At 44.2% G+C, this 22,936-nt stretch carries 23 protein-coding genes; 12 read left to right on the plus strand and 11 right to left on the minus strand.

Annotation, left to right across the window (positions count from 1 at the left end; translation table 11 throughout):
* Positions 1–312: 312 nt before the first annotated feature.
* The gene (locus AB4384_RS19835; protein WP_017068416.1) at positions 313–1,005 is read right to left on the minus strand and encodes an SDR family oxidoreductase; all 693 of its coding nucleotides are present in this window, start codon (positions 1,003–1,005) and stop codon (positions 313–315) included.
* Between the two features lie 131 nt (positions 1,006–1,136).
* Positions 1,137–2,303: an MFS transporter gene (locus AB4384_RS19840; protein WP_029235440.1), complete on the minus strand. Its 1,167-nt coding sequence runs from the start codon at positions 2,301–2,303 to the stop codon at positions 1,137–1,139.
* A 192-nt stretch (positions 2,304–2,495) separates the two neighbouring features.
* Between AB4384_RS19840 and AB4384_RS19845 the strand changes: the two genes are divergently transcribed.
* The 4 genes from AB4384_RS19845 (at position 2,496) to AB4384_RS19860 (ending at position 6,699) form a co-directional block, all read left to right on the plus strand.
* Complete coding sequence (locus AB4384_RS19845) at positions 2,496–3,377, plus strand: LysR substrate-binding domain-containing protein (RefSeq protein WP_017062691.1); 882 nt, start codon at positions 2,496–2,498, stop codon at positions 3,375–3,377.
* Between the two features lie 115 nt (positions 3,378–3,492).
* Positions 3,493–4,590, plus strand: coding sequence for an alkene reductase (locus AB4384_RS19850; protein ID WP_102321231.1), 1,098 nt, complete (start codon positions 3,493–3,495; stop codon positions 4,588–4,590).
* Positions 4,591–4,600: 10 nt separating this feature from the next.
* On the plus strand, positions 4,601–5,689 hold the full coding sequence (locus AB4384_RS19855; RefSeq protein ID WP_372130014.1) for an alkene reductase: 1,089 nt from the start codon (positions 4,601–4,603) through the stop codon (positions 5,687–5,689).
* 68 nt (positions 5,690–5,757) lie between these two features.
* Positions 5,758–6,699: a zinc-binding dehydrogenase gene (locus AB4384_RS19860; RefSeq protein WP_102321229.1), complete on the plus strand. Its 942-nt coding sequence runs from the start codon at positions 5,758–5,760 to the stop codon at positions 6,697–6,699.
* 496 nt (positions 6,700–7,195) lie between these two features.
* Here the strand turns inward: AB4384_RS19860 and AB4384_RS19865 are convergent, their stop codons facing one another.
* Positions 7,196–8,161, minus strand: a complete 966-nt coding sequence (locus tag AB4384_RS19865) for a GlxA family transcriptional regulator (protein WP_076653054.1) — start codon at positions 8,159–8,161, stop codon at positions 7,196–7,198.
* A 114-nt stretch (positions 8,162–8,275) separates the two neighbouring features.
* Here AB4384_RS19865 and AB4384_RS19870 point away from each other — a divergent pair, with 114 nt between their 5' ends.
* Positions 8,276–9,067 carry an MBL fold metallo-hydrolase gene (locus tag AB4384_RS19870; protein ID WP_372130015.1) on the plus strand — a complete coding sequence of 264 codons (792 nt, stop codon included), beginning with the start codon at positions 8,276–8,278 and terminating at the stop codon, positions 9,065–9,067.
* Between the two features lie 326 nt (positions 9,068–9,393).
* Here AB4384_RS19870 and AB4384_RS19875 read toward each other — a convergent pair whose 3' ends face one another.
* Positions 9,394–9,561, minus strand: coding sequence for a hypothetical protein (locus tag AB4384_RS19875; protein ID WP_017062447.1), 168 nt, complete (start codon positions 9,559–9,561; stop codon positions 9,394–9,396).
* 217 nt (positions 9,562–9,778) lie between these two features.
* Here AB4384_RS19875 and AB4384_RS19880 point away from each other — a divergent pair, with 217 nt between their 5' ends.
* Positions 9,779–10,828: a cysteine synthase A gene (locus tag AB4384_RS19880; RefSeq protein WP_372130016.1), complete on the plus strand. Its 1,050-nt coding sequence runs from the start codon at positions 9,779–9,781 to the stop codon at positions 10,826–10,828.
* A 113-nt stretch (positions 10,829–10,941) separates the two neighbouring features.
* Here AB4384_RS19880 and AB4384_RS19885 read toward each other — a convergent pair whose 3' ends face one another.
* A complete protein-coding gene (locus AB4384_RS19885) occupies positions 10,942–11,508 on the minus strand; it encodes a helix-turn-helix domain-containing protein (protein WP_372074251.1) in 567 nt (188 codons plus the stop codon).
* A gap of 97 nt (positions 11,509–11,605) precedes the next feature.
* On the opposite strand from AB4384_RS19885, the gene AB4384_RS19890 reads away from it, so the two are divergent.
* Complete coding sequence (locus AB4384_RS19890; protein ID WP_229647354.1) at positions 11,606–12,799, plus strand: benzoate/H(+) symporter BenE family transporter; 1,194 nt, start codon at positions 11,606–11,608, stop codon at positions 12,797–12,799.
* Between the two features lie 113 nt (positions 12,800–12,912).
* Here AB4384_RS19890 and AB4384_RS19895 read toward each other — a convergent pair whose 3' ends face one another.
* Positions 12,913–13,896: a hypothetical protein gene (locus tag AB4384_RS19895; RefSeq protein WP_372130017.1), complete on the minus strand. Its 984-nt coding sequence runs from the start codon at positions 13,894–13,896 to the stop codon at positions 12,913–12,915.
* Between the two features lie 416 nt (positions 13,897–14,312).
* Here AB4384_RS19895 and AB4384_RS19900 point away from each other — a divergent pair, with 416 nt between their 5' ends.
* The gene (locus AB4384_RS19900; protein WP_017064374.1) at positions 14,313–14,699 is read left to right on the plus strand and encodes a hypothetical protein; all 387 of its coding nucleotides are present in this window, start codon (positions 14,313–14,315) and stop codon (positions 14,697–14,699) included.
* A 146-nt stretch (positions 14,700–14,845) separates the two neighbouring features.
* On the opposite strand, the gene AB4384_RS19905 is transcribed toward AB4384_RS19900, so the two are convergent.
* Positions 14,846–15,778, minus strand: a complete 933-nt coding sequence (locus AB4384_RS19905) for a LysR family transcriptional regulator (RefSeq protein WP_372130018.1) — start codon at positions 15,776–15,778, stop codon at positions 14,846–14,848.
* A 268-nt stretch (positions 15,779–16,046) separates the two neighbouring features.
* On the opposite strand from AB4384_RS19905, the gene AB4384_RS19910 reads away from it, so the two are divergent.
* Complete coding sequence (locus AB4384_RS19910) at positions 16,047–16,814, plus strand: glycine betaine ABC transporter substrate-binding protein (RefSeq protein WP_372130021.1); 768 nt, start codon at positions 16,047–16,049, stop codon at positions 16,812–16,814.
* Between the two features lie 155 nt (positions 16,815–16,969).
* On the plus strand, positions 16,970–17,995 hold the full coding sequence (locus tag AB4384_RS19915) for a zinc-binding alcohol dehydrogenase family protein (protein WP_136982647.1): 1,026 nt from the start codon (positions 16,970–16,972) through the stop codon (positions 17,993–17,995).
* A 113-nt stretch (positions 17,996–18,108) separates the two neighbouring features.
* Here AB4384_RS19915 and AB4384_RS19920 read toward each other — a convergent pair whose 3' ends face one another.
* Together AB4384_RS19920 and AB4384_RS19925 are read right to left on the minus strand one after the other, a co-directional pair.
* Positions 18,109–18,621, minus strand: a complete 513-nt coding sequence (locus AB4384_RS19920) for a CIA30 family protein (protein ID WP_136982646.1) — start codon at positions 18,619–18,621, stop codon at positions 18,109–18,111.
* Positions 18,622–18,753: 132 nt separating this feature from the next.
* Positions 18,754–19,020 carry a DUF3081 domain-containing protein gene (locus AB4384_RS19925; protein WP_136982645.1) on the minus strand — a complete coding sequence of 89 codons (267 nt, stop codon included), beginning with the start codon at positions 19,018–19,020 and terminating at the stop codon, positions 18,754–18,756.
* A 345-nt stretch (positions 19,021–19,365) separates the two neighbouring features.
* Here AB4384_RS19925 and AB4384_RS19930 point away from each other — a divergent pair, with 345 nt between their 5' ends.
* Positions 19,366–20,346, plus strand: coding sequence for a bile acid:sodium symporter family protein (locus AB4384_RS19930; RefSeq protein WP_032545880.1), 981 nt, complete (start codon positions 19,366–19,368; stop codon positions 20,344–20,346).
* Between the two features lie 71 nt (positions 20,347–20,417).
* On the opposite strand, the gene AB4384_RS19935 is transcribed toward AB4384_RS19930, so the two are convergent.
* Positions 20,418–21,038, minus strand: coding sequence for a heme-binding beta-barrel domain-containing protein (locus tag AB4384_RS19935; RefSeq protein ID WP_017062436.1), 621 nt, complete (start codon positions 21,036–21,038; stop codon positions 20,418–20,420).
* Between the two features lie 396 nt (positions 21,039–21,434).
* Between AB4384_RS19935 and AB4384_RS19940 the strand changes: the two genes are divergently transcribed.
* Complete coding sequence (locus tag AB4384_RS19940; protein WP_017065925.1) at positions 21,435–21,854, plus strand: VOC family protein; 420 nt, start codon at positions 21,435–21,437, stop codon at positions 21,852–21,854.
* Between the two features lie 157 nt (positions 21,855–22,011).
* Here AB4384_RS19940 and AB4384_RS19945 read toward each other — a convergent pair whose 3' ends face one another.
* Complete coding sequence (locus tag AB4384_RS19945) at positions 22,012–22,911, minus strand: DMT family transporter (RefSeq protein ID WP_048610851.1); 900 nt, start codon at positions 22,909–22,911, stop codon at positions 22,012–22,014.
* Between the last annotated feature and the right edge of the window lie 25 nt (positions 22,912–22,936).

Here is a 22,936-nt window from a genome sequence, read left to right on the forward strand (position 1 = left end):
CCTCGGTTTTTTCTCACACTAAGTCTAGATTGCTAAGGAGGGAGTGGATTCCATACATCACGTTAAAGTATTTACTCATTCCAGAGTAAGATCGCAGTCGTTCCTTAGGATATGTAATGTGACCAGCCATAGATGCAGGCAATATCAATTTATAGGATCTCATCGTCATCCCAATCCCAGTCAATTTGGGAAATGTCACGGGAGACTTTGTGTAAATACCACCCGAGCAAAGCGACAATAGAAAGGATTAAAACTATAAAGGTTAAAAGCATATCCTACCCTTAGAGTTTGTATGAGACGTAACTACTAGGCTTACCATGGCAATTGAGTGCCATCGTAGACAAAAAATGAACCTGAATGCTTAAGTTTTAAATTGTCGATAACATTAAGCATGCCTGTAACACTCTCTTTTACTGTTACCTTGCCTTCCTTTCCACCCATATCGGTTTTTACCCAACCTGGATGAATTGCCATGGTCTTCACTCCCGCTTCGGATAATTCACAGGCTAGAGATTTAATTATTTGGTTGAGGGCCGCTTTTGATGCTCGATAGCTGTATCGTCCCCCTGAGCGGTTATCATCAATACTGGCCAGTATTGAGGTCATCCCGATTATGGTTTTATCTTGGCCGGCTAGAATATTATTGAGCAAGGCCTGCGTGATTAACATGGGTGCGATGGTATTGACCTTTAACACCTCTAGCCATCTTTGCTGATCCATATTGCCTAAGTTGTCACATCCTTCACCACTCACCCCAGCATTATGAATAAGTACATCAATAGGTTGCTCTTTAAACACCTCAGTTAAAGCGAGAATATCTGTTTCATGACTAACATCTAGAGCATAAGGGCGAATGGTTGAATACTGTTGTGCTAACAGGGTTAACTCATGCGCTGAATCAATATCGCGACAGCAAGCGATGACCTTGTAATGACGCTGTGCATATTGCTTTGCAAGCTCTAATCCTAAGCCACGATTAGCTCCAGTAATAAAAACGGTTTTCATTGAGTGCCTCTTATCAGTTTCAATCTTGTCTAATACCAATCAATATAAGTTGCGAAAAGCTGGCCAATGCTGCTGCATTGACCAGCTCTAAGGGTAAGAGTCGTGTTTATTTCATTAATACATTTTTACCATTAACTTTCTGCACGCTTATCAAGACGGCCACTAAAGCGGGTCAAAGCAAGCGCTATCAGTACAACTACTGCACCTACCCAAGGTGTATGCATTAAGCCTGCTTCAGCGACAACCATCCCTCCGCCCCATGAACCAAGTGCAATACCAACGTTAAAGGCGGCAATGTTTAAACCGGAAGCAACATCCACTGCATCTGGTGTATATTTTTCAGCAAGTTTCACTACATATACTTGTAAACCTGGAACATTACCGAATGCAAATGCCCCCCAAACTAAAATCGTGGCTACCGCGGCAATAGGGTTAACGGCGGTAAAATTGAACACGATAAGCACAGCTGCAAGACCAGTAAAAATAATGCTAAGGGCTTTTATTGGGCCCATTTTATCGGCCATTTTTCCGCCCCAAATATTACCAATCGCAACTGAGACTCCATAAACCAACATAATTAAACTAATTGCATTCGCACTAAAGCCAGTTTCTTGCTGCAAAATAGGAGCAAGGAAAGTGAATGCTGTAAAAGTGCCGCCATAACCCAGTGCAGTAATCGCATAAACCAGTAATAATCTAGGTTGAGTTAATACCTTAAGCTGCGATGAAAGCTTAGCTGCAGCAGGTTGTTTTAAGTTATTTGGTACTAAGAAAGCACTACCAATTAATGCGATTAAACCTAATAGCGCAACAACTAAGAAGGTTGATTGCCAGCCAAAGGTTTGACCTATGTATGTCCCAAGCGGCACGCCTGTGACTAACGCCACGGTTAAACCAGTGAACATAATCGCAATGGCGCTGGCGGCTTTTTCTTTTGGTACCAGACCGGTAGCAATGGTTGAACCAATGGAGAAAAATACACCATGGGCTAAACCTGTCAAAATACGAGCGATAATCAGGGTGTTATATCCAGGTGCTTGCCATGCAACTAAGTTACCGACAACAAACAGTGACATGACGGTAATCAATACGTGTTTACGATTCCACTTTCCTGTTAAAGCCGTTAAAACCGGGGCGCCAATGGCAACACCAAGTGCATAAAGGCTAACCAGCAAGCCTGCTGAAGGCAGTGATATATTTAGGTCGGAAGCCATGGTCGGGAGTAGCCCCACGATCACAAACTCCGTTGTTCCTATAGCAAAGGCGCTGAGCGTCAATGCAAGAAGTGCTAAAGGCATAATATTTACTCTCTGTTGTTTGAAAATGACCAGCAATAGCCGATGTATTGGTCGCTATGCCGTCGCGTTGTTAATTGATGGGGGGCATTTTGCATTAAAGATGTTTTGTGAAAAACAGAGGTTTTTACAAATGATATTTGTTATAAATGCAATAAAGCTGATGGGCGATTGGATAAAGTTGAGGGAAATAGCATGCGAACAAAATCTGATGATTTAGCCATTTTACTAGCTGTAGTCGATACAGGAGGTTTTTCAGCGGCAGCAGAGAGCCTAGATATCCAAGTCGCGCGAGTATCCAGAGCGGTCAGTAAAGTGGAGAGTCAACTTGGGGTCACTATTTTAAACCGAACCACTAGACGTATTGAATTAACCGATGAAGGACGCCAGTTCATTGACTCTGTGCGGGTGGGGTTAATGCAATTACAGCAGGCGGAAGAAGATATTATTTCCCGTGGGGAATTGCCCAAAGGCCGTTTACGTGTCGACGCGGCTAGTCCGTTTGTGTTTCATCAACTGGTGCCATTGGTGCAGTCATTTAATCAAGCCTATCCCGATATTGAGCTAGAAATAACTTCCAATGAAGGCATTGTGGATTTACTAGAAAAGAAAACCGATTTAGCAATCCGTATTGGTACGTTGAGCGATTCAACGCTACATGCTCGGTCGCTGGGTCGAAGCCCCTTGTATATTGTGGCTTCACCAGAATATATCTCAAAACGCGGGCTCCCCACTAAAAGCAGCGATCTTGCTCAGCATAATCTCATTGGATTTGTCGCCCCCAAAATTTTGAATGACTGGCCTTTAAAAGGTTTTACCCAACTAGACGCTTTGATGTCATCAAGTAATGGCGAAACCATTCGACAAATTGTGTTGGCAGGAAATGGCATTGCATGTCTATCAGGGTTTATGGTGAATAAAGATATTGCCGAAGGACGTTTAATCTCGCTGTTGGAGAGCGAAAAAATCAGTCATCCACGAAGAGAACAAGTCAACGCTGTGTATTATAAGACTTCTTCTGTGGCCAAGCGGATCTCCGCTTTTATTGATTTTATTAAGCCAAAGCTAACCCTGTAACCCGCTTAAACAAGCTGATTGTTGCAATTTATACAAATATTATTTGCCTTTATTGCTATAAATGATTGGTGACTCATTTGCTAGTATGCCCTTATCAAATGAAGAGGGCTCAACTATGTCACTATCACTATTTAAACCATTCACATTGGGTGGACTCACACTCAAAAACCGCATTGTCATGCCACCGATGACGCGTTCAAGAGCCAGTCAGCCTGGTGATGTCGCAAATGACATGATGGCAACCTATTACGCTCAGCGTGCCAGTGCAGGATTGATTGTGTCTGAAGGTACGCAAATTTCAGCGACGGCAAAAGGCTATGCATGGACCCCAGGTATTTACACACCTGAGCAGATCGCAGGCTGGCGTAAAGTAACTCAAGCAGTGCATGCAGAAAATGGCGCAATTTTCGCTCAGCTCTGGCATGTGGGCAGAGTCACTCACACAGATAACATCGGTGGTGAGCAACCGATTTCTTCATCAGCGTTAAAAGCGGAAAACGTAAAAGTATTCGTTGATAATGGCAGTGATGAACCAGGTTTTGTTGATGTCGTGCAGCCTAGAGCAATGACAAAAGCAGATATTCAACAAGTCATTGCAGATTATCGTCAAGCGGCATTGAATGCGATTGAAGCAGGTTTTGATGGCATTGAACTGCATGCGGCGAATGGTTATTTGATCAACCAATTCATTGACTCCGAAGCTAACAACCGCAGTGATGAATACGGCGGTAGCCTGGAAAATCGTCTTCGTTTTCTTGATGAAGTCGTTGCTGCAATGGTGGACGCAATTGGCGCTAACCGCGTTGGTGTGCGCTTGGCACCTTTAACAACCTTAAATGGTACTGTTGATGCTAACCCTATTGAGACTTATACCGCTGCCGCAGCGTTACTCAATAAACATCATATCGTGTACCTACATATTGCTGAAGTCGATTGGGATGATGCACCAGATACACCCGTCTCATTCAAACGTGCAATGCGCAATGCTTTTCAAGGCGTGCTGATCTACGCAGGTCGTTATAATGCGGAAAAAGCAAAGCAAGCTATTGATGACGGACTGGCTGATATGATCGGCTTTGGTCGACCTTTTGTGGCGAATCCCGATCTTCCTGAACGTCTACTTCACGGCTACCCATTGGCAGAGCATGATCCAAACACCTTGTTTGGTGGTGGTGAGAAAGGTCTGATTGATTATCCAACGTATAAAGCTTAAGGGGGTAAGTATGTTTAAGGTATTTAAAGGTCACGGACTTGAGACTAGAAACCGTATCGCGATGGCGCCGATGACTCGTTCACGCACGTCTCAACCTGGTGATGTACCAAACGAGATGATGGCAACCTACTACCGTCAGCGTGCCAGTGCTGGACTCATTGTATCAGAGGGCACCCCGATCTCAGCGGCTGCACGAGGTTATTCGATGACTCCGGGCATTTATACCCCAGAGCACATCGAAGGCTGGAAAAAAACCACCCAAGCTGTGCATCAAGAAGGCGGGAAAATATTTACTCAACTTTGGCATGTGGGGCGACGCAGTCATTCTGATATTTCAGGTACTAAGCCGTTAGCCCCATCAGCGATTAAAATCCCAGATCAAGTATTTGGCCCACTAGCTGAAGGTGGCTTTGGGATGATTGAAACTGAAACGCCACGGGAGATGACGCTGCAAGACATTAAGAGCACGATTGCGGATTTTGTACAAGCGGGCAAAAACGCCATTGAAGCTGGTTTTGATGGCGTGGAAATTCATGCTGCGCATGGTTACTTGTTTGATACCTTTTTACGCTTAGAAAGCAACCAAAGAAGTGATCAATATGGTGGCAGCCAAGAGAATCGTATGCGCTTTCTGGTTGATACCTTACAAGCACTTACTGACGAAATTGGTGGGGAAAGAGTTGCGGTTCGTCTGTCTCCTCATATCGGAGAGGGTTTTGCTGGGGATGATGTTGAAATTGTTCCGCTAACGTTAGCATTGCTGGAAAAACTACAACCGATGAATCTTGCGTATGTGCATTTTTCAGAAAACATATCACGCTATGTAGAGGTACCTGAAGAGTTTCGCCAACAAGTTCGTCGAATATACTCAAACCCAATCATGGTTGCTGGAAAGCTGACCAAGCAATCAGCGCAACAGTTACTCGACAAGCAGTATGCTGATTTCGTTGCCTTTGGTACCCCTTTTGTAACGAACCCTGATTTAGTCGCCCGTTTGGCCAATGATAACCCACTGGCCGAGTTTGATGCTGACGCAAGACTCACCTTGTATGGTGGCGGAGCCGAAGGCTACATCGATTATCCTACTTATCAGGCATAGCAAAACTAGGCATCAAGGACTAACCACTCCTTGGTGCCTTCTCCTTTCTTTAAGCAAACGAGAATGCGATGGAACCTTATCGAATTTGGCAATATCAAACAGAGACACACAGTATCATTTTAGGTAACGCTAAAATACCAGCTTTAGATGACAATGAAATCTTATTACAAAACAAAGCGATTGGTATAAACCCTGTCGATTGGAAATTTATTAAAGCCAATCCTCTAAATTGGCCGAATGGTCATGTTCCTGGTGTTGATGGTGCAGGCGTCATCGTACACGTAGGCTCTAAAGTTGACACCAGTCTCATTGGGCGTCGAGTGGCGTATCATGGCTCACTAAATCGCCATGGTAGCTATGCTGAATATACCGTTTTGAATGCTGAGCGGGTGATGACGCTGCCAGAGAGCCTATCGTTTGAACTTGCTGCTGCACTGCCTTGTCCGATGCTTACTGCGTGGCAAGCATTTGAAAAAATTCCATTAACCCGACAAAGAGAAGTGCTTGTCGTTGGTTTTGGCACGGTGAATAATTTGTTATCCCAGTTCCTTCTCGATGCGGGTTATATCGTTGATGTTGTCTCCGCGAGTCTGAGCGAAGAGCGAGCCAAAAGCTTAGGTATTCGCCAAGTTTATCGGGAGCAATCTCAAATCGACATGAAATACTTCGCCATTTTTGATGCGGTGAGTGGGGAAAATGCCGCCCATTTAGTGCCGCTGTTAAGAGCGAATGGACATATTGTCTGCATTCAAGATCGTATTGCTAAACCCATTGACCCTCCATTTACGCGCACTATTTCTTACCACGAAATAGCCCTTGGAGCGTTACATAATTTTGGTGATAAAGATGATTGGCATACATTAATGCAAAATGGTGAAGCGCTGCTTGAGCGTATTGAAAATGGGAGTGTTGAAGTTAGTATTCCTGTCACTTTTAAATTCGAGCAGATGCTTGATGCGTTGAAACACAGTGAAACCACAAAACGAAAAACCGTGATTACATTGAGTTAGACTGCGCAATTTATCCTTTTGCTGGGAGTCACATAGCGCTTACTTCCTACACTTTGCTTGGATAGTTGTTCTAATTGCTGATATTGAGTAAGACTCATCTTTGCAACGTCGTTTAAAATTGTGGTCTAAATAATTTTGACCACACTCTTACTAACAGATGCGATACTAATAGCAATCTAACCAACGAAGAATTCGTGATTGCTCAATAGTCGGTAGAACTACTGTAATTTACTTTAAAAACAGATGGTTAAAAGCGAGCTTAGTGCTCGCTTTTTTTGTGCTCATATGTTGGATAGACCATCGCTAAGTGGCCTTATAGCGAGATAGTCAAAACTCATTCTATTGATTTCGGCAAATCATTTTGTAGCTTCAAACTAGTGATGTTAGGGCTGGCTTGTGATGCCCCAAAAACGCCTAGAATTGAACTTGCAAGGTTTCAGATACAAAAAGTAATAGATGCGACGATCTAGCCCCATCGCCCTCAATGAAATTAAGACTATTGCTTGAATGTAGTGCGCCACTGAATCGGCGATACATGAAAAGCCGATTTAAAGTGCTTTCTGAATACACTGTCAGAACCAAAACCCGCTTTCTCTGCAACTTGAGGAACAGATAACTTAGTGGTTTCTAGTAGGCGTTGGCTGAGCACCAAGCGTTTATTTTGCAACCATTCACCAAATGTACAGCCATAGGTAGCTTTAAACTGGCGTGTGAAGGTTCTTTTGCTCATCGCACAGCGCTCAGCGACTGCATCTAGTGAGTGAGGCAGATGGACGTTTTGTTCGACATGCTCAATCACAAGGCTGATGCTTGTTTCTGCGAGTGGCTTTACGCTAATCGGTGCAGGTATGTACTGTTGCTGTCCACCAGTTCGAAATGGCGCTGTCACCATCTTACGTGCGAGATCATTCGCAAGTACACTGCCACACAGGCGGCGCACTATGTGGAGACAGCAATCTAGCGAAGCTGCTACCCCTGCTGAGGTAATGATAGTCTCATGTTCAATAAATAGAGGGTTTGGATCAAAATTCACCTTAGGAAATTGCTGCTGAAATTGTTCGGAAAACGCCCAATGGCTTGTGGCACGTTTTCCATCGAGAACGCCAGCACATGCAAGTACATAAGACCCGAGGCAGAGTCCTACTAGTAGCTTACCTTTCCCATGATGCTCTATTAGCGCCTCTATAAGTCGCTCACTTGGCTCTGGCAGGTCATTTGGCCAGCTTGGAACAATCACAATATCCGCCTCTTTAATAGCGCTCAAATCTCTATCGATCACCACACCAAATCCAGAGCTTGTTTCAAACTGCAAGCTGTTTTCGCAACAGATCCTCAAGTCAAACCGAACCGGCTGACCGAAAAAGATATCTTGAAACACCAGACAAGGCACAGAGAGATGAAAAGCACTGATGCCTTCAAAGGCTACCATCGTAATTTTAATTAGCTCGGTTGATTTGTTCACAAGTGTCTCGATTTGCGCGAATGTTGACTTTCAAGACAGTATCACAAGAAACTAGAAAGAAGCATACTAAATCTCATAGAGAACATGGCTTGTTAGTGAGTTTAGAGAGGCATTATGAAGATCCACCACCTACGTAGCGCAACATTTATTATTGAATCTGGCGAAAAATTTATCCTTATTGATCCTATGTTGGGGAAAAAAGGCTCTATGCCTCCGTTTTCAGTCATTAAGGCTAAGGCCGCGAAAAATCCAACCGTTGAGATGCCAAGTAATGCCGATGAGCTACTAAACAAGGTTACTCATACCTTAATTACTCACAGTCAAACACTTGGTATCAAGGCATTACAACATGGAGATCACCTAGATCCGGCAGGTGAGACGTTTTTAACAAGTCGTAATATCCCAGTTGCGACACCAGCCAAAGATAAGGCTTACCTAGAAAAATACGACTTAACGGTAAATTGGGGAATTGAAGACTGGCAAACTATCGACTTTTTAGGCGGAAAACTAACTGCGGTTCCTGCTTTACACGGTCATGGTTGGATTCATAAGCTAATGGCAAATGGCGTCGGATTTTTCTTAGAGCTTCCCAATGAACCCTCTATCTATATTAGCGGAGATACGGTTCTAACCGATGATGTAAGACGAGCTTTGAATGAGTTAAAACCCGACATCACAGTGGTGGCAGCAGGCCGTGCTCGTATGGATGTTGGTCAACCGTTATTGATGTCTATTGATGAGGTCATGAAGTTTATTCGCCTTTCCCCTAATAAGGTGGTTGCGAACCATATGGAGGCACTCAATCACTGTGCAGTGACTCGACCAATTCTTAAAGAAGCAATTTATAAAAACGGTTTGTCAGATAAAGTCCTTATTCCTGCTGATGGTGAGACCTTGGAGTTTTAGATACCTGAACTAATCCGGTGACTCCCGATTTAAGTAAATAGTCTAAATGATTTCTGTCCAAACCCGTGTTAATAGGTGCGATTATAATAGCTTGCCAACCAACGAAGAATTCGTGATTGCTCAACAGTCGGTAGAACTTCTGTAATCTGAACTGAAGTCTAAGCAAGAAAAAGACAATCAAAAGCGAGCCCAAGTGGCTCGCTTTTTGTGTCTAGTAAAGATGCGTCTGAATGTTTTAACAGGGGGATAGCCTACAAGGCGATCGTGAAACAGTTTTAGAACAGAGTTTCAATGACGACTCATTGTGTGCTCTGGAAGCGCTAAGGTTATTTAGTCCCTGAGCGGTAGTTTGGATCTGTCCAGCATCGAGGTAACTCTTCCCCTGACATAAACATCAGTTCGGACTTTTTAAACATCTCAGGGTCTTGCTGTTCTTCGCCTGCTTGAAACCGACCTTCGATACTGTCTTGAAATAAGTTGGTTAATTTGGTCATTTCAGTTACATCAACGAGGTCACCGGTTTTTTCTCTTTTAGAAACATTTTTTTGCCCTCAATCTAATCGGTCACCCCTAATTATAATTGCTATTTGGAAAATGAGAGTCTTTTCAATTCCGGCACTTCTTGACTAAGTAGACCCCAGAGCTACGCTTATGATCATCGACAACCCAATCGATGAACAAACTTATCCTCAACAAATAAATGGAGTCGCGATGTCATCTGCCCATATTGCAAACAATCTCAGTGAACTGATTGGCGATACCGATCTTGTTAGAATCAACAGCCTTTCAGAGATATCAGGTTGTGAGATTCTTATTAAGTGCGAACACCAGAACCCGGGTGGTTCGATTAAAGATAGAGCGGCACTTCAGTTGGTTATGGATGCAATAGAAGCCGGTAAGCTTAAGCCGGGAATGACAATCGTCGAAGGTACTGCTGGTAATACGGGAATAGGCCTTGCTCTAGTCGCTAAATCCCTTGGTTACAAAATGTTGGTGGTGATGCTAAAAGGGCAGGCACAAGAGAAAGAGCGCATGATCTCGCTTTATAATGCTGAACTGTTATTGGTCGACCCTTGTCCTTTTGCAAACCCTGAACATTTTTACCACACGGCTAAGCGGATTGGTGTCGAAAATGAGAGTTATTGGTGGGCAGATCAGTTTGAAAATCTCAGTAATTATCGAGCGCACTATTTAAATACTGGACCTGAGATCTGGCAGCAAACACAGGGGAATATTGATGCTCTAGTTTCAGTGGTGGGGACGGGTGGAACCATTGCCGGAAACTCACACTATCTATCTGAGCAGCAACCCAATCTCGAAACTTGGTTAGTTGACCCAAATGGGTCCGGCATTTATTCGTTTCTACGTAATGGACACTATCAATCAACGGGAAGTTCGTTCACGGAAGGCATAGGGATCATGCGAACGGTTGAAAATTTCAGGCAGGCAAAAATCAATCGTGCAATCACGCTTCCCGATCAGGATTTGGTGACGATATCCCGCCTTGTTGCGGAACATGACGGTATTCTTCTAGGAAGCAGTTCGTCGTTAAACGTAGCAGGCGCGCTATACGCTGCGGCTAGAATGGGGAAAGGGAAAACCATCGTTACATTCAGCTGTGACCTTGCTGAGCGCTCGTATTCGAAGCTGCACAACGAAGCGTTTCTGAAAGAAAAAGAGATACAGCTTAATAAAGAAAACCTTTCTCAACTATGGGCGCGTTATCAAGCAGAAGATGGCAGCATGGTCGTCAACGTATAGTCGTTCTAAGTGAATACTGGCCAGTGGTCTGCCAGCTCTTTCGTTAGCGCTGAATATCCGTTAGCGTTAAGCATCCGGTTAGAGCTAAACATCTGTTAGCGCCAGAACCGGCACTATTGCTTGTTATTAGGGTAGTGAATCACATTATGAAATACGGCGTTTCCTTCACCGATATTTTTGTAGGCATGGGTCTGGTTAGCATTAAAGCGAACAGCTTGTCCTGCGCGTAACGTATGCCACTCATCATCAAACATCACGGCCATCTCTCCTGAAATGCATAAGATGTGCTCAGTGACGCCTGCGTTATGTGGGGCGGATTCATGCTGGTAATCGGGTGCTAGGGTGAGTTCGAATATTTCAAATCCTAGTGCTTCCTCAAAAGGAAACAACAAACTGACGAAAAAGCCAATGTTGTATTCCTCATGTCTTAGTTCGTTTGCGTCTCTGAATAAACTCGTCAGTTCACTGTTTGGGCTAGCAGTGATAAAGCTTGAAAGTGACACCTCGAACCCAGAAGCTATTTGCCAGAGCTTAGCGACTGTCGGGCTGGATTCTCCACGTTCAATTTGTCCTAGCATTGCTTTACTCACGCCTGTTGCTTTCGCTGTTTTGTCTAAGCTCCAGCCTTTTTCTTGGCGAAGGCGTTTCAAGTTAACGCCAACTTTAATTTCTGTTTGCATATTTTCTCTACAAGTTTTTACAAATAAGTTGTGCGTTATAGCGCACGGTGCTAGGTTTGGTCTATGGACGTTATAACGCACGCAGGAAGAGATTAACATGACTAAGCTAAAATTTTCTCACGTCAGTACCGGCTTTATCGCTGTTTTCATTGGTTATGCGAGCGCCGCGGCGATTATTTTCCAAGCGGCAATGAGTGCTGGAGCAACCGAAGAACAAGTGGCGTCATGGTTTTGGGCGTTGGGAATTGGCATGGGGATAACCACAATACTGCTCTCGTTTCATTACAAGAAGCCTGTGGTTACAGCGTGGTCGACGCCTGGAGCGGCGTTGTTAATCACATCTCTTGAAGGGCTGACAATGAATCAGGCAGTAGCCGTGTTTTTGTTCAGTTCGATGTTGATCACGTTGGTTGGATTGGCGGGGATATTTGAGAAAGTCCTAAAACAGATCCCAACATCGATTGCCTCAGCGATGCTCGCGGGGATTCTATTGCAATTCGGTTTGGGTTTGTTCACGTCGCTAATGGAAGAGGCACAAGTCGTAGCGGTCATGCTCGCTGTATTTATTCTGGCGAAAGCGCGGTTAGGAAATTTACTGATCCCAAGCATTTTCATCATCGCATTGGTCATGTGTGTGGGTTTTGGCAAACTCGATGTTAGTCAGGTGACTATGGGATTAACGACCCCAGTGTTCATTTCGCCCGATTTTGAGTTCTTTTCGTTGTTTAGTGTTGGTATCCCATTGTTTATAGTGACGATGGCTTCACAGAACTTACCGGGATTTGCGGTTCTAAAAGCGAACGGATACCAAGTTGATTCATCGAAGATCATTACCACCACCGGGGTAACAGGTTTGATCTTCGCACCGTTTGGTGGCTTTGCGTATAACCTTGCAGCGATTACGGGCGCTATTTGTATGGGCCCGAATGCGGATAGTAACCCCAAGACACGTTATATGGCTGGGATCTGTATGGGCGGGTTTTACTTGTTAGCTGGTGTGATGGGGATGTCATTTGTGTCGCTGTTTAGCGCCGTACCCTCCGAGATTGTCATTGCGGTTGCTGGCTTAGCGGTGATGCCCACCTTGATGAATTGTCTTGCGGTATCAATGGCAGACAGTCACTACAGAGAACCCGCACTGCTTACTTTCTTATTCACCGCTTCTGGCACCAATTTACTGGGAATCGGTAGCGCATTTTGGGGTTTGTGCATCGGGTTGTTTTGTTGCTGGTTACACAATTACAAAGCTAAGTCGCGTGGAGCAAACAAGACTTCGCAAACTTCGTCGTAATCAAGCGACCCAAGATTAGGATCAGGTTCGCTGTGAATTAGAAACATCAGCAAGTTGTTTGAGTAGTAAGCCCAGTCATACTCGTGACTGGGCTTGCTTACAAAGGAATAAAGCTACTTAACTTCGTATCTCAGTAGCACTTCATTATCGAGAACGACATTTGTCGACCAGATAAAGCTTGCGCCAGCACCACTGAATTTTTCGATAAAGTTCATGTACGCTTTTTTATTGTTCACGCCAATATCGTCTTCTGAATATACCGATGCTAGAGGCCAAGATGTTGAATCGAACTCTTGGTTCATCCAGTTGGTTGGTGTTTCCCAATGAGCGGCGTAGGCATCTTGACCGTGGTCAGTTCCTTCCGTGGTGCAGCTTTCAGAAAGACGCTTCCCGTCCACTTCACTCAAACAAGTCAGGTCATAAATCGGTGAGGTATAAAAGGTTTGTGCTTGCCAGTCTGGACCTGTCACGGTTCCGTCACTAAAGCTCGCGATAAAGCCACCATCACCAGCGTGGTATGCCTTTCCGCGGTTATCTTCGCTGCCAAGACCTAGGTTTTCTTCCCAATCAATCACTTTCACCGCAATCGTGTAAGGCTTCTTCACCTTAAATTTGACGATGTTTGAGTTAAACGGTGTGAAAGGAACGGTGTCTACCGCGATTAACTTGCCGTTGATATAAAGTTCGAAATAGTTATCGGCAAAAATATAACCTGTTATTTCCTCACCGTCTTGATCCACTATCGCTACCGGTACAGAGCTTTGATCGACTTCGGCTAGGCTGCTTGGCGTGGTGTTTGAGCACTCTTCATAAAGATCAAAGGCTTTCGGCCCTGTTGAAAAGTTGTTTTTGGCTGGAACCGTCCAAACCTTTCCTTCTGAGTCCGTAATCTCCCCGACGCCCGCCACTCGGCTACGTCCGTTTGCACACTCAAAGAGATTCGATTCAACGGTGGTCGCCACACCCTGAGTAATACTCGCTGAGCCTTGGTAATCACTGATGTTGCTGACCGAAGGCGTATCTGATGATGGTGAGCAGCCTGTAGCGAGCAAAGCAACTGATGAAAGGGCAAGGGCTTGATATTTTGTGATGAGCATTGATTGGGTATCCGAGAAGGGCTGATTTAAATAAGCGTGGTTCAAAATAAGCCAAGTGCAAGTAAATTAATTGAAAACAAAGCTATTTCAAACAAATCCGAGCTAAGTAGCTAAGTAGTTAAGTAAGCCGTGAACTCATAGCTGATAGCTGGAACGACGAAACTAAGCAAGAGCCAAAGCAATTGTGAGGTACCACGCTTATTATTTGATGAGGCATATATTACCCGTACAAATGTAAACAAGCGTAAATCTGAGTAAGCATAGGTAAAACAGCGCTTTTATCGAATGATCACATCAGCTTGCGCGGCGCTGGTAAAAATACTCAGCATGAAGCGGTTTCAGGTTGTGATTGAGATAGTATTTTGCTACAAAACGCGCATAATCTCGCTATACAACATTTAAAGAAGAATTTACCTATGACTACCTTTCAATACTACTTTCACCAACTGCCTTGCTTCGACTGTAAAAAAACGACAGTAAGTACTGATCTTGGTTGGTTAACGCCTGCGATGAAAGACGATGCTATCGCACAAGTGACAGCGACACTTGCACAAGGCGAGGTTACTCCTGATCTTTCAGCAGACGTGGTTTGTACGAAAGATGAAGCGCGTGAGTATTTACTGCTTAACTTCTTTGGTTATTCAGAAGAAGAATTAGAAAGCGGAATCGAAGCGGATGATGAAAAAGAAGTGGCAGACGAAATCGCAGAGCTACTTGAAGAAGGTAAAGACACCATCACCTTCGAACATGAGATTGCTCTTCAGTGCTGCGCAGACTGCGATGTTGAAGACGAGTCAAACTAAGCTTTTGTATTAAGAGTATTAAACTAAGTACTCTTATTAAGGTTCATCATGCAGCTATGATGTTCTAATGATGAAAGGCGTTAGCGAATTGAAGTTCGCTAACGCCTTTTTTGTCTCTCTGCTTCTTATATAAGCGACATTAAACCTTAAGATGTTGTGCCTTCTGTAATGCCTTGTTTGCTCAGTTGCGAAAGGATCTCCGCAGTTTTATCGCGGAATAAATCTCTCAGTAGACGCACAGTAGGGGTGATGGATTGACGACTTGGACACACTAACCACAGCTCGGTAGGTGTCGGCTTAAATTCAGGCATAACTTTAACCACTTCGCCTGAAAGCAGGTGAGGAGACATGTCTAGACAAGATTTTATTGCCACCCCTTTACCTGCGATACACCAACGTCTTACAAGGTCTGCGTCGTTCGAAGCGCGATTTCCTTTTAGTTTCACTTTATGATCTTGAGTACCATCGTTAAACACCCACTCGTCTTGCAACATGTCATGGAGTTGGTAAAGCAAACCATTGTGCTGAGCTAAGTCACTCGGGTGTTTTGGTGTGCCCATTTCAGCCAAGTATTCAGGAGCCGCACACAATATCCTCGGCACATCGCATATCTTGAAACCATACATGTTCGCATCGGTCGGAGAGCCGTAACGCAGCGCCATATCGACGGAATCTCGGTAGAAGTCGATATTGCTATCGCTGATGCTAGTGCGAAGCGTCGCCTTTGGGTATTCAAGCAAGAACTCATCTAACCAAGGTGTGATTAGGTTGCGTCCTAGATCTGATGAAAGCGCTATGCGAATTTCACCGTCAAGAATACCAAGCTCTTCGCGCATGTTGAGCTTCGCTTGCTCCAACATCTTTAAGGCTTGTTCGCATTCCGGTAAATAACGCTCGCCAGCTGAAGAGAGCCTTAGGTGGCGCGTGGTTCTTACAAATAACTCCGCACCGAGTGCCGCTTCAACACGTTTTACCGCTGCACTTGCTGTGGCAGTGCGCATATCAAGGTTGGTGGCTGCAGCGGTGATACTGCGAAACTCCGCCACTTTCAAAATGACCTGTAAATCTTCAAGAAGCATGTTATCTACCTGTATTGAATTATGTTCTAAACATGGCGTTGGGATATTTCCCCATCACAATCTGCAAATGGGTTATCTCTACTTATCGCTTCTAAGTTAGCTTCAAATACTTAATTGTCAAAAATAATTTGATAATAATTCAAATATGAGGCTGTTTTTCATTAGTAATTTTCTCACTATCATTTCCCCATATCGACAACGTAGCGCAGTACACATCGTATGGACGAAACCTACGATCTAGGGGGATAAGATGACTAAGAAAATCACAATGGGTGTAACGGATTTGTCGTTCCACCGTACGACCGCATCATTGGTTGCCAATGTATTGAAATCCATGGGTTTTGAGGTAGAGCGTATTTTCTCTCCACATCAGGAGAACTTTGAAAAGCTGAAAGCAGGCCAAGTGGATATGCTTTCTTCTGCGTGGTTGCCATCAAGTCACGGTATCTACAAAGCGGGCGTTGAAGAAGTTGAGCCACTTATCGAGCTTGGGCTTCATTATGAACCTTATGCTTTGTGGGGCGTACCAGACTATGTGCCTGAAGAGGCGGTTTCTGAAGTCTCTGATTTATTAAAAGCTGAAGTGATCGAGAAAATGAACTCGACCATTCAAGGCATCAACCCCGGCGCTGGTATCACACGCTTCTCTATCCAGATGATGAAAGATTATGGCCTGAGCGATGCCGGCTACGAGTTCTTTCCTGGCAGTGAAGACGATTGTTTCAGTGCCTTTGAAAGTGCAGTCGCAAACAAAGAGTGGGTGGTAGTGCCACTGTGGAAACCTCAGTTTTTGCACTATCGTTACGATATTCGTGAGCTCAAAGAGCCAAAAGGCCTACTCGGAATAGTGGACAGAGCAGTGCTTCTTTTAAGAGACGACAAGAAGCATCTGTTCAGCGAACAACAGATTCAGAAGTTGGATTCCCTATGCTTCTCGAATGACATCATCGCAGAGCTGGATTACAAAGTTTGCCGTGAAGGTAAACCACAAGATCAAGTCACACATGATTGGTTGATTGAGAAAGGGATTATTTAACCTCTAAGCCGTTGGCAGTGCAGTTAGATGTCTGCATTACCCAGATAACGGCAATACAATTATCAAAAATTATTTGAGAATCATTCAAATATTAGGCTGTTTATCTAAAGCGAGAATTCTCTAAGATTCAATTATCGAATTTAAGGAGAAGTATCATGTCATTACCATTAACAATGAAAGCAATCGGATTTACTCAATCACTTGCGATTACAGAACAAGACAGTTTGTTTGAGTTTGAAACGAGTCTGCCAGAACTAAAAAATAATGACTTGCTGGTAAAAGTGAGCGCGACTTCTATCAACCCTGCTGACGCAAAAATTCGTATTCGTAATGCTAAAGACAAAACTCTTGAGCAGCCAAAAGTGCTGGGCTATGACGCAGTCGGTGAAGTTGTTGGCAAAGGTGCTGACGTTGAAGGCTTCGAAGTCGGTGACCGTGTGTACTATGCGGGTGACGTAACACGCATGGGGGCTAACGCAGAATACCAAGCTGTGGACTACCGTATTACCGCTAAAGCGCCTAAGAGCCTTTCTGATGAAGCTGCAGCCGTTATGCCACTAGCGACGCTTACGGCATGGGAAGCGTTGTTTGACCGCCTACGTGTTCGTCCTGAAGAGAAAAAGTCTATCCTGATCATTGGTGGAGCGGGCGGCGTTGGTTCAATTACGATTCAACTGGCTAAGCAACTGACCAACCTAAATGTTATCGCAACAGCTTCAAGACCTGAAACGGAGCAGTGGGTAAGGGATATGGGTGCGGATCATGTGGTGAACCACCGTAACCTTGTCGAGTCTGTGCGAGAGCAAGGCATTCAACACGTCGACTACATCTTCAATGTTGCGGATACAAAAGGGCACTGGGATGCGATGGTTGAGTTGATCGCACCGCAAGGCATGATCAGTTCGATTGTTGAATTTGACGGTGGAATTGACTTATCAGCGCTGCAAGGAAAATCAGCAGGCTTTGTTTGGGAGCTGATGTTCACGCGTTCATTGTTTAACACCGAAGATATCCAGAAGCAGCAAGACATCCTATTCCAAGCCGCGAATCTGATTGATTCGGGCCGTATTAAAACGACTTTAACCACGACCCTAAATGGCTTTAGTGTGGATACAATCAAAGATGCACACCAACGCATTGAGAGCAGTGCCTCGATTGGTAAAACTGCCATCAAATACTAGTTGCTGATGTTTTAATCCGTCGTTGTTTTGAGTCGTTGACGGTTTAAATAGAAGAAGCCCCTGATATCTGATTGCTAGTCAAAAGGTTTCAGGGGCTTTTGTTTGTTTTCAGTTTAGTCAGCTTCTGGTGATGTGATAGGTTTCGATGTTCTGAAGTGAAGCTGTATTAGGTCTAGCTCAAAAGGCGAGGGCTGTTTGTCTGCAATCAAAAAGCCGATTTGTTTGATGTCTCGTGCCTTAAGTTCCGGTGCATCGCTCAGTAGCCTACCTCTGAATACCGCTTGAAAATCATTGAAGTGGAACACCTTGTTAAGTTGCTGTCCCTTAAAGGTATCAAAATCGTGTTTGTATTGAACTCGATTACCATCTTTCGATGTTGTGAGCCTCAGTTGGTAAGTGCGACCATCACCAACGAATACTAGCTCTGCGCTATCTATTTCATGGGCTGGTGATTTAATGGAGCGCTTTACAGAGCTGAAACCACCATTATTTTCTAACGATAGCTCGCCCCTAAATCGACTCATATTGTCAACATAAATGAGCTCGCCTGTTGAGATGCCACCCATTACATTGTCGTTGGTCGCTGTCCAATTCTTGTGTTCGTTCGGTTGTATAAAATCAATCATACCTATGCCTGCTACAGATACTTGAGACCATAAAAAGGAGAGGCTGAGTACTAGCCAAAAGGGTGTCTTCGCTTAAGCAATGAAGCCGTTTCGTTCATGATTGTCTCCGTTAGCCGTTAGTCTGTTCGCGTTTTATGGAGAAGGTTCAGTGGCAAGCATACCCATACAATGCTCAATAAATTCAGAGTAATTTGAAGCGTTGTCGTACTCAATTTTTAGCGAACCGTGAAACATCAGCGTCACCGTGACGTCTTTATAGCTTAGCCAACAGGTGTAACCGTCGTAATCATGCCAAGCCGTCATTTCGCCAACTAGATATTTGTTGTCCCGTTGCTCACCGGAAGAGTGAATAAACTCAAATACTCTGAGAAATTCAATAATGGTGATTCTGTTGTCCATGTTTTGCTCCCGCTGAGTAGTTATTGGTAATAGGCTGAATATTGGTATCTAAATTTGTTACTGTTTGATTGCTGTCCCTACGGCTTGCCTTTGTGTTCCGATCACTGAAAGTGATCTTATCTTCTCGATAAACCTCTGTTTTCTAATGTTTTCATCGTCATTCCATACATCCGATTAATCCTGAGCAAAACGGGTGTAACAAACTTAATAACGATGTTAACCCTCAAGATAAAGACAAGCTTAATTTACGTTTATGGTGGTTAATTAAAATTAGAGTCGATAGGATAAATAGCGTCGGAGCCGGGTTATTGGCTGAAATAGAATCTATAGAAAGTGCGTGTCAACATGATAGAAAAACTGAAAAAGGAATGGTTTCTTGTAGGGATGGTGGTGGCTATGGTCGTTGCTGTTTTTACGCCGGATTGGGGCAAATCGGGTGGGGTACTTCATCTCGATACGGTGACTGTTCTCGGCATCGCTTTGGTGTTTTTCTTACACGGTTTGGGTTTGTCTCCCAAAGCCATTCTTGAGGGGCTTTCGAATTGGAAGCTGCATGTTTTTGTACAAAGCGCGACATTCTTAGTTTACCCACTGCTTTGGGTGATATTCGGGCAAGGCTTTGTCGCTTATATGCCAGCAGCTCTGGCCTTTGGTTTCTGTTACCTCTTCGTATTACCGAGTACGATTTCGTCTTCGGTCGCGATGACGGTGATTGGAAAAGGAAACCTACCGGGTGCGATATTCAATGCATCACTTTCTAGTATTTTAGGCGTGTTCATTACGCCTCTACTGATCCAGCTCTTTATGGGGTTGGAAGGTGCAGAGCTAAACCTGATGGAATCGGTGATCTCTATATCTAAAATGCTGCTATTGCCAATGATTGTCGGCCAGTTGATGCGCCCGTTACTTTTTGAATGGACTCAGAAACACAAGTCAGTGGTCAATAAGTTAGATAAATACGTGATACTTCTGATCGTCTACAGTGCTTTCTGTGACTCTATTGAACACGGTATTTGGAGCGACTTTTCACCAATGCTGTTGTTGCTGTCAGCGGTGATTTGTTTAGTGGTATTGATGGTGATGGTACACGGCATTCAATGGAGTGCCCGAAAGGTTGGATTCAATCATCAAGATGAAGTCGCGGCAGTATTCTGTGGTACTAAGAAGACCTTAGCGGCAGGTATTCCTATGGCTAAGGTGATCTTTGCTCACAACCCTAATCTAGGGATGATATTACTACCAATCATGCTTTATCACCCGATTCAGATCTTTTACTGTGCAGTGCTAGCCAACCGTTACGCCAAGGTTGATACACAATCTAGTTAAACTTGTTTGTTGTTACAAGTACAACAGAAAAACGCCTTTCACTTCGCTGTGAAAGGCGTTTGTATTTGAATCTACTTCACTTTAATTAGAGTGCTTGAATCTGTATGAGCAAATGCGTTGTCGTAGATCTCTAAGCCTGTTGTTTGAGAGTACGTCAGCGTATCGTCTGAAATGCTAATGTTCATCGTGAAGCCCGTGGTGGTTGCGTTGTCCGTCATGTATTCGGACTCAGCGATGCCACGCTTAGACGCAACTAACGTCATTGTATCGCCAGCAGGGCCTTCTGCGGTGACACATGTGGTGCGTGGTACGCAGTAAGAGTTGTAGACGACCTGATTTTTTTGGTCGTAGATGAAGTAGCCACGTTGATCGTGGAACTTAGAGTCGTCGGCCTTTCTGAATACTTCTTGTTTGTAGTACAGAGCAACCAGATATTGATCGCTGGCATTGGTTGCATCTGCCGCAACCTCAAACGTCATTACTTCATAGAATGGTGTAACCGCGGGACCACCTGCACCCACTTCTGTGCCTTCTTGGCCTGGAGAAATATCAACGCCGCCAGTTTCGACTGATTTCCATGTGCCGACTAACTTTGCGAGTGGACCAAAATCCATACCATTGATTGTGTTGTGGTCGGCTACTGCTGGAGCCGAGATTACCGCTGCGATACCAAGTGCTAATAATTTTTTCACTTTAACTTCCTTTTTATTAATTATCTGACCCCAATAAAAATAAGGTTATTGTGAAACCAGTTTATTAACCCAGATCAGTGTTGTTGGCTAATATGAAATCGAATTGTAACTTGATGTATCAGTCAATAAGGAGATGTTAATGTGTATATATTGAGCAAGGTGCAGTGATTGGATCGTCTAATCTCAGCGATACATCATGTGTTTTTTGGCTCTTGAGGCTGAGTTAAGTCACATTGGATTAGGTCGTCTAAACTTAAAGCTTGTATCGCATCAAATACGACAATTTGGGCTCTAAAGACGTTCTCGAAATAAATGCAAATTAGTGCTTTACCTCAACTTAACTTGAGGTATTAGGATATGCAACGTTGCTTACGAGAATACTTTAAGGAGAGATGAATGATCCAACTTGAACATGTGAATTTAGTCGTCAAGGACATCCCTGAAATGCTGACTTTCTATAAAGCGGCGTTTCCACACTGGTACGTTCGTGATGAAGGAAAAGGCGAATGGTCAGGCAAGCCACGTAACTGGCTGCATTTTGGCGACGAGTACCAATACATCGCATTGAGTGATCACGGTGAGGGTGAAAACAGAGATTTGGCAGGGCACTCTGTTGGCCTCGCGCACTTCGCTTATGTGACCAATAATATCGAAAGCGTCACTCAACGTCTTATCGATGCGGGTTTCCCGATTGCTAAACCTGGCGCTGAAGAACCTTATCGAAAAAATGTCTATTTTGTGGATCCGGCAGGTTTTGAAATCGAGTTTGTTGAGTATTTGAGTGATGATCCCAAGTTACGAAATGCCACAAGTTAATCACGTAATACGCCGCTTTATTAAAGTTGGTTAGCGGCATGAAAACACGTTAGAGAATATTTATAGAAAAGGGCATCGTGGAATAATCCGCAATGCCCTTTTTCGTTCTATTTAATCGCTGATTAGCTAACTGATGTTGAGCTCTTTTCGCTGGTGTTTACTTAGCTTTAAACGGCACCAAAAGTTGTTTGCCAAACACATTGATTAGCGCGCCAGTCACGATTAGACCACCACCTAGGTAGGTCCAAACTGATGGAATCTCATTGAAGATCCACACACCTAATAGTGCTGAGAATACGATCTGAACGTATGAGTAAGCTGAAGCCTTGCCTGCTGCTTGGGTTTGCATCGCTTTGGTTAAACCGTATTGGCCTATTTGTGTGAAAATCCCGACCAGAACCAACATCATGGTTAGGAATAGGCTAGGCCACACAAAGTCGTTCCAGATAAGGGCGGTGGAGATTGGGAGAGCAACCAGTGGGAAGTAGAAGATGATGACTGAACTGTCTTCTGTTTGGCTAAGCTTCCTCACAATCACATAAGCAATTGAGCTACCAAATGCACCACATAACGCCACCATAATGCTGAATAGCGGTAACTCGCTGCTCGCGCCACTGTTCATGCTTGGCTGTACCATTACTAATAGCCCCGCTAAGCAGAACGCAATGCAGATCATGGTCGACTTTTGGACGCGTTCTTTCAGGAACAACACACCAAGTAGAGCGGTAAAGACAGGATGCACGTATTGTAGAATGGTCGCTTCTGCTAATGGCAAAGTGGTCACAGCGTAGTAAACACACATCAAGGCTGCTGTGCCAACTGCGCCTCGAACAAACAACAAAGGTTTGTTATTTCCCCAGATCGAAATGCCTTTTCGCTTAACGTCGATATAACTGATGATCAAAGACACTAAAGCCCTTGCTGCAACAATCTCGAATACAGGTATGCCGTAGTTGCTGATGTACTTCACACACGCAGACATCAGTGCGAATCCAAAAGCAGAGAGGATCATGAACCTAACCCCAACAGGGATCATTGAAAAAGAGAAAGAAGGCATAAAAATATCAATCGGTTGAGGGAAC

This window comes from Vibrio sp. 10N.261.51.A4, from assembly GCF_041471945.1.
Classification (GTDB): Bacteria; Pseudomonadota; Gammaproteobacteria; order Enterobacterales; family Vibrionaceae; genus Vibrio; species Vibrio crassostreae_C.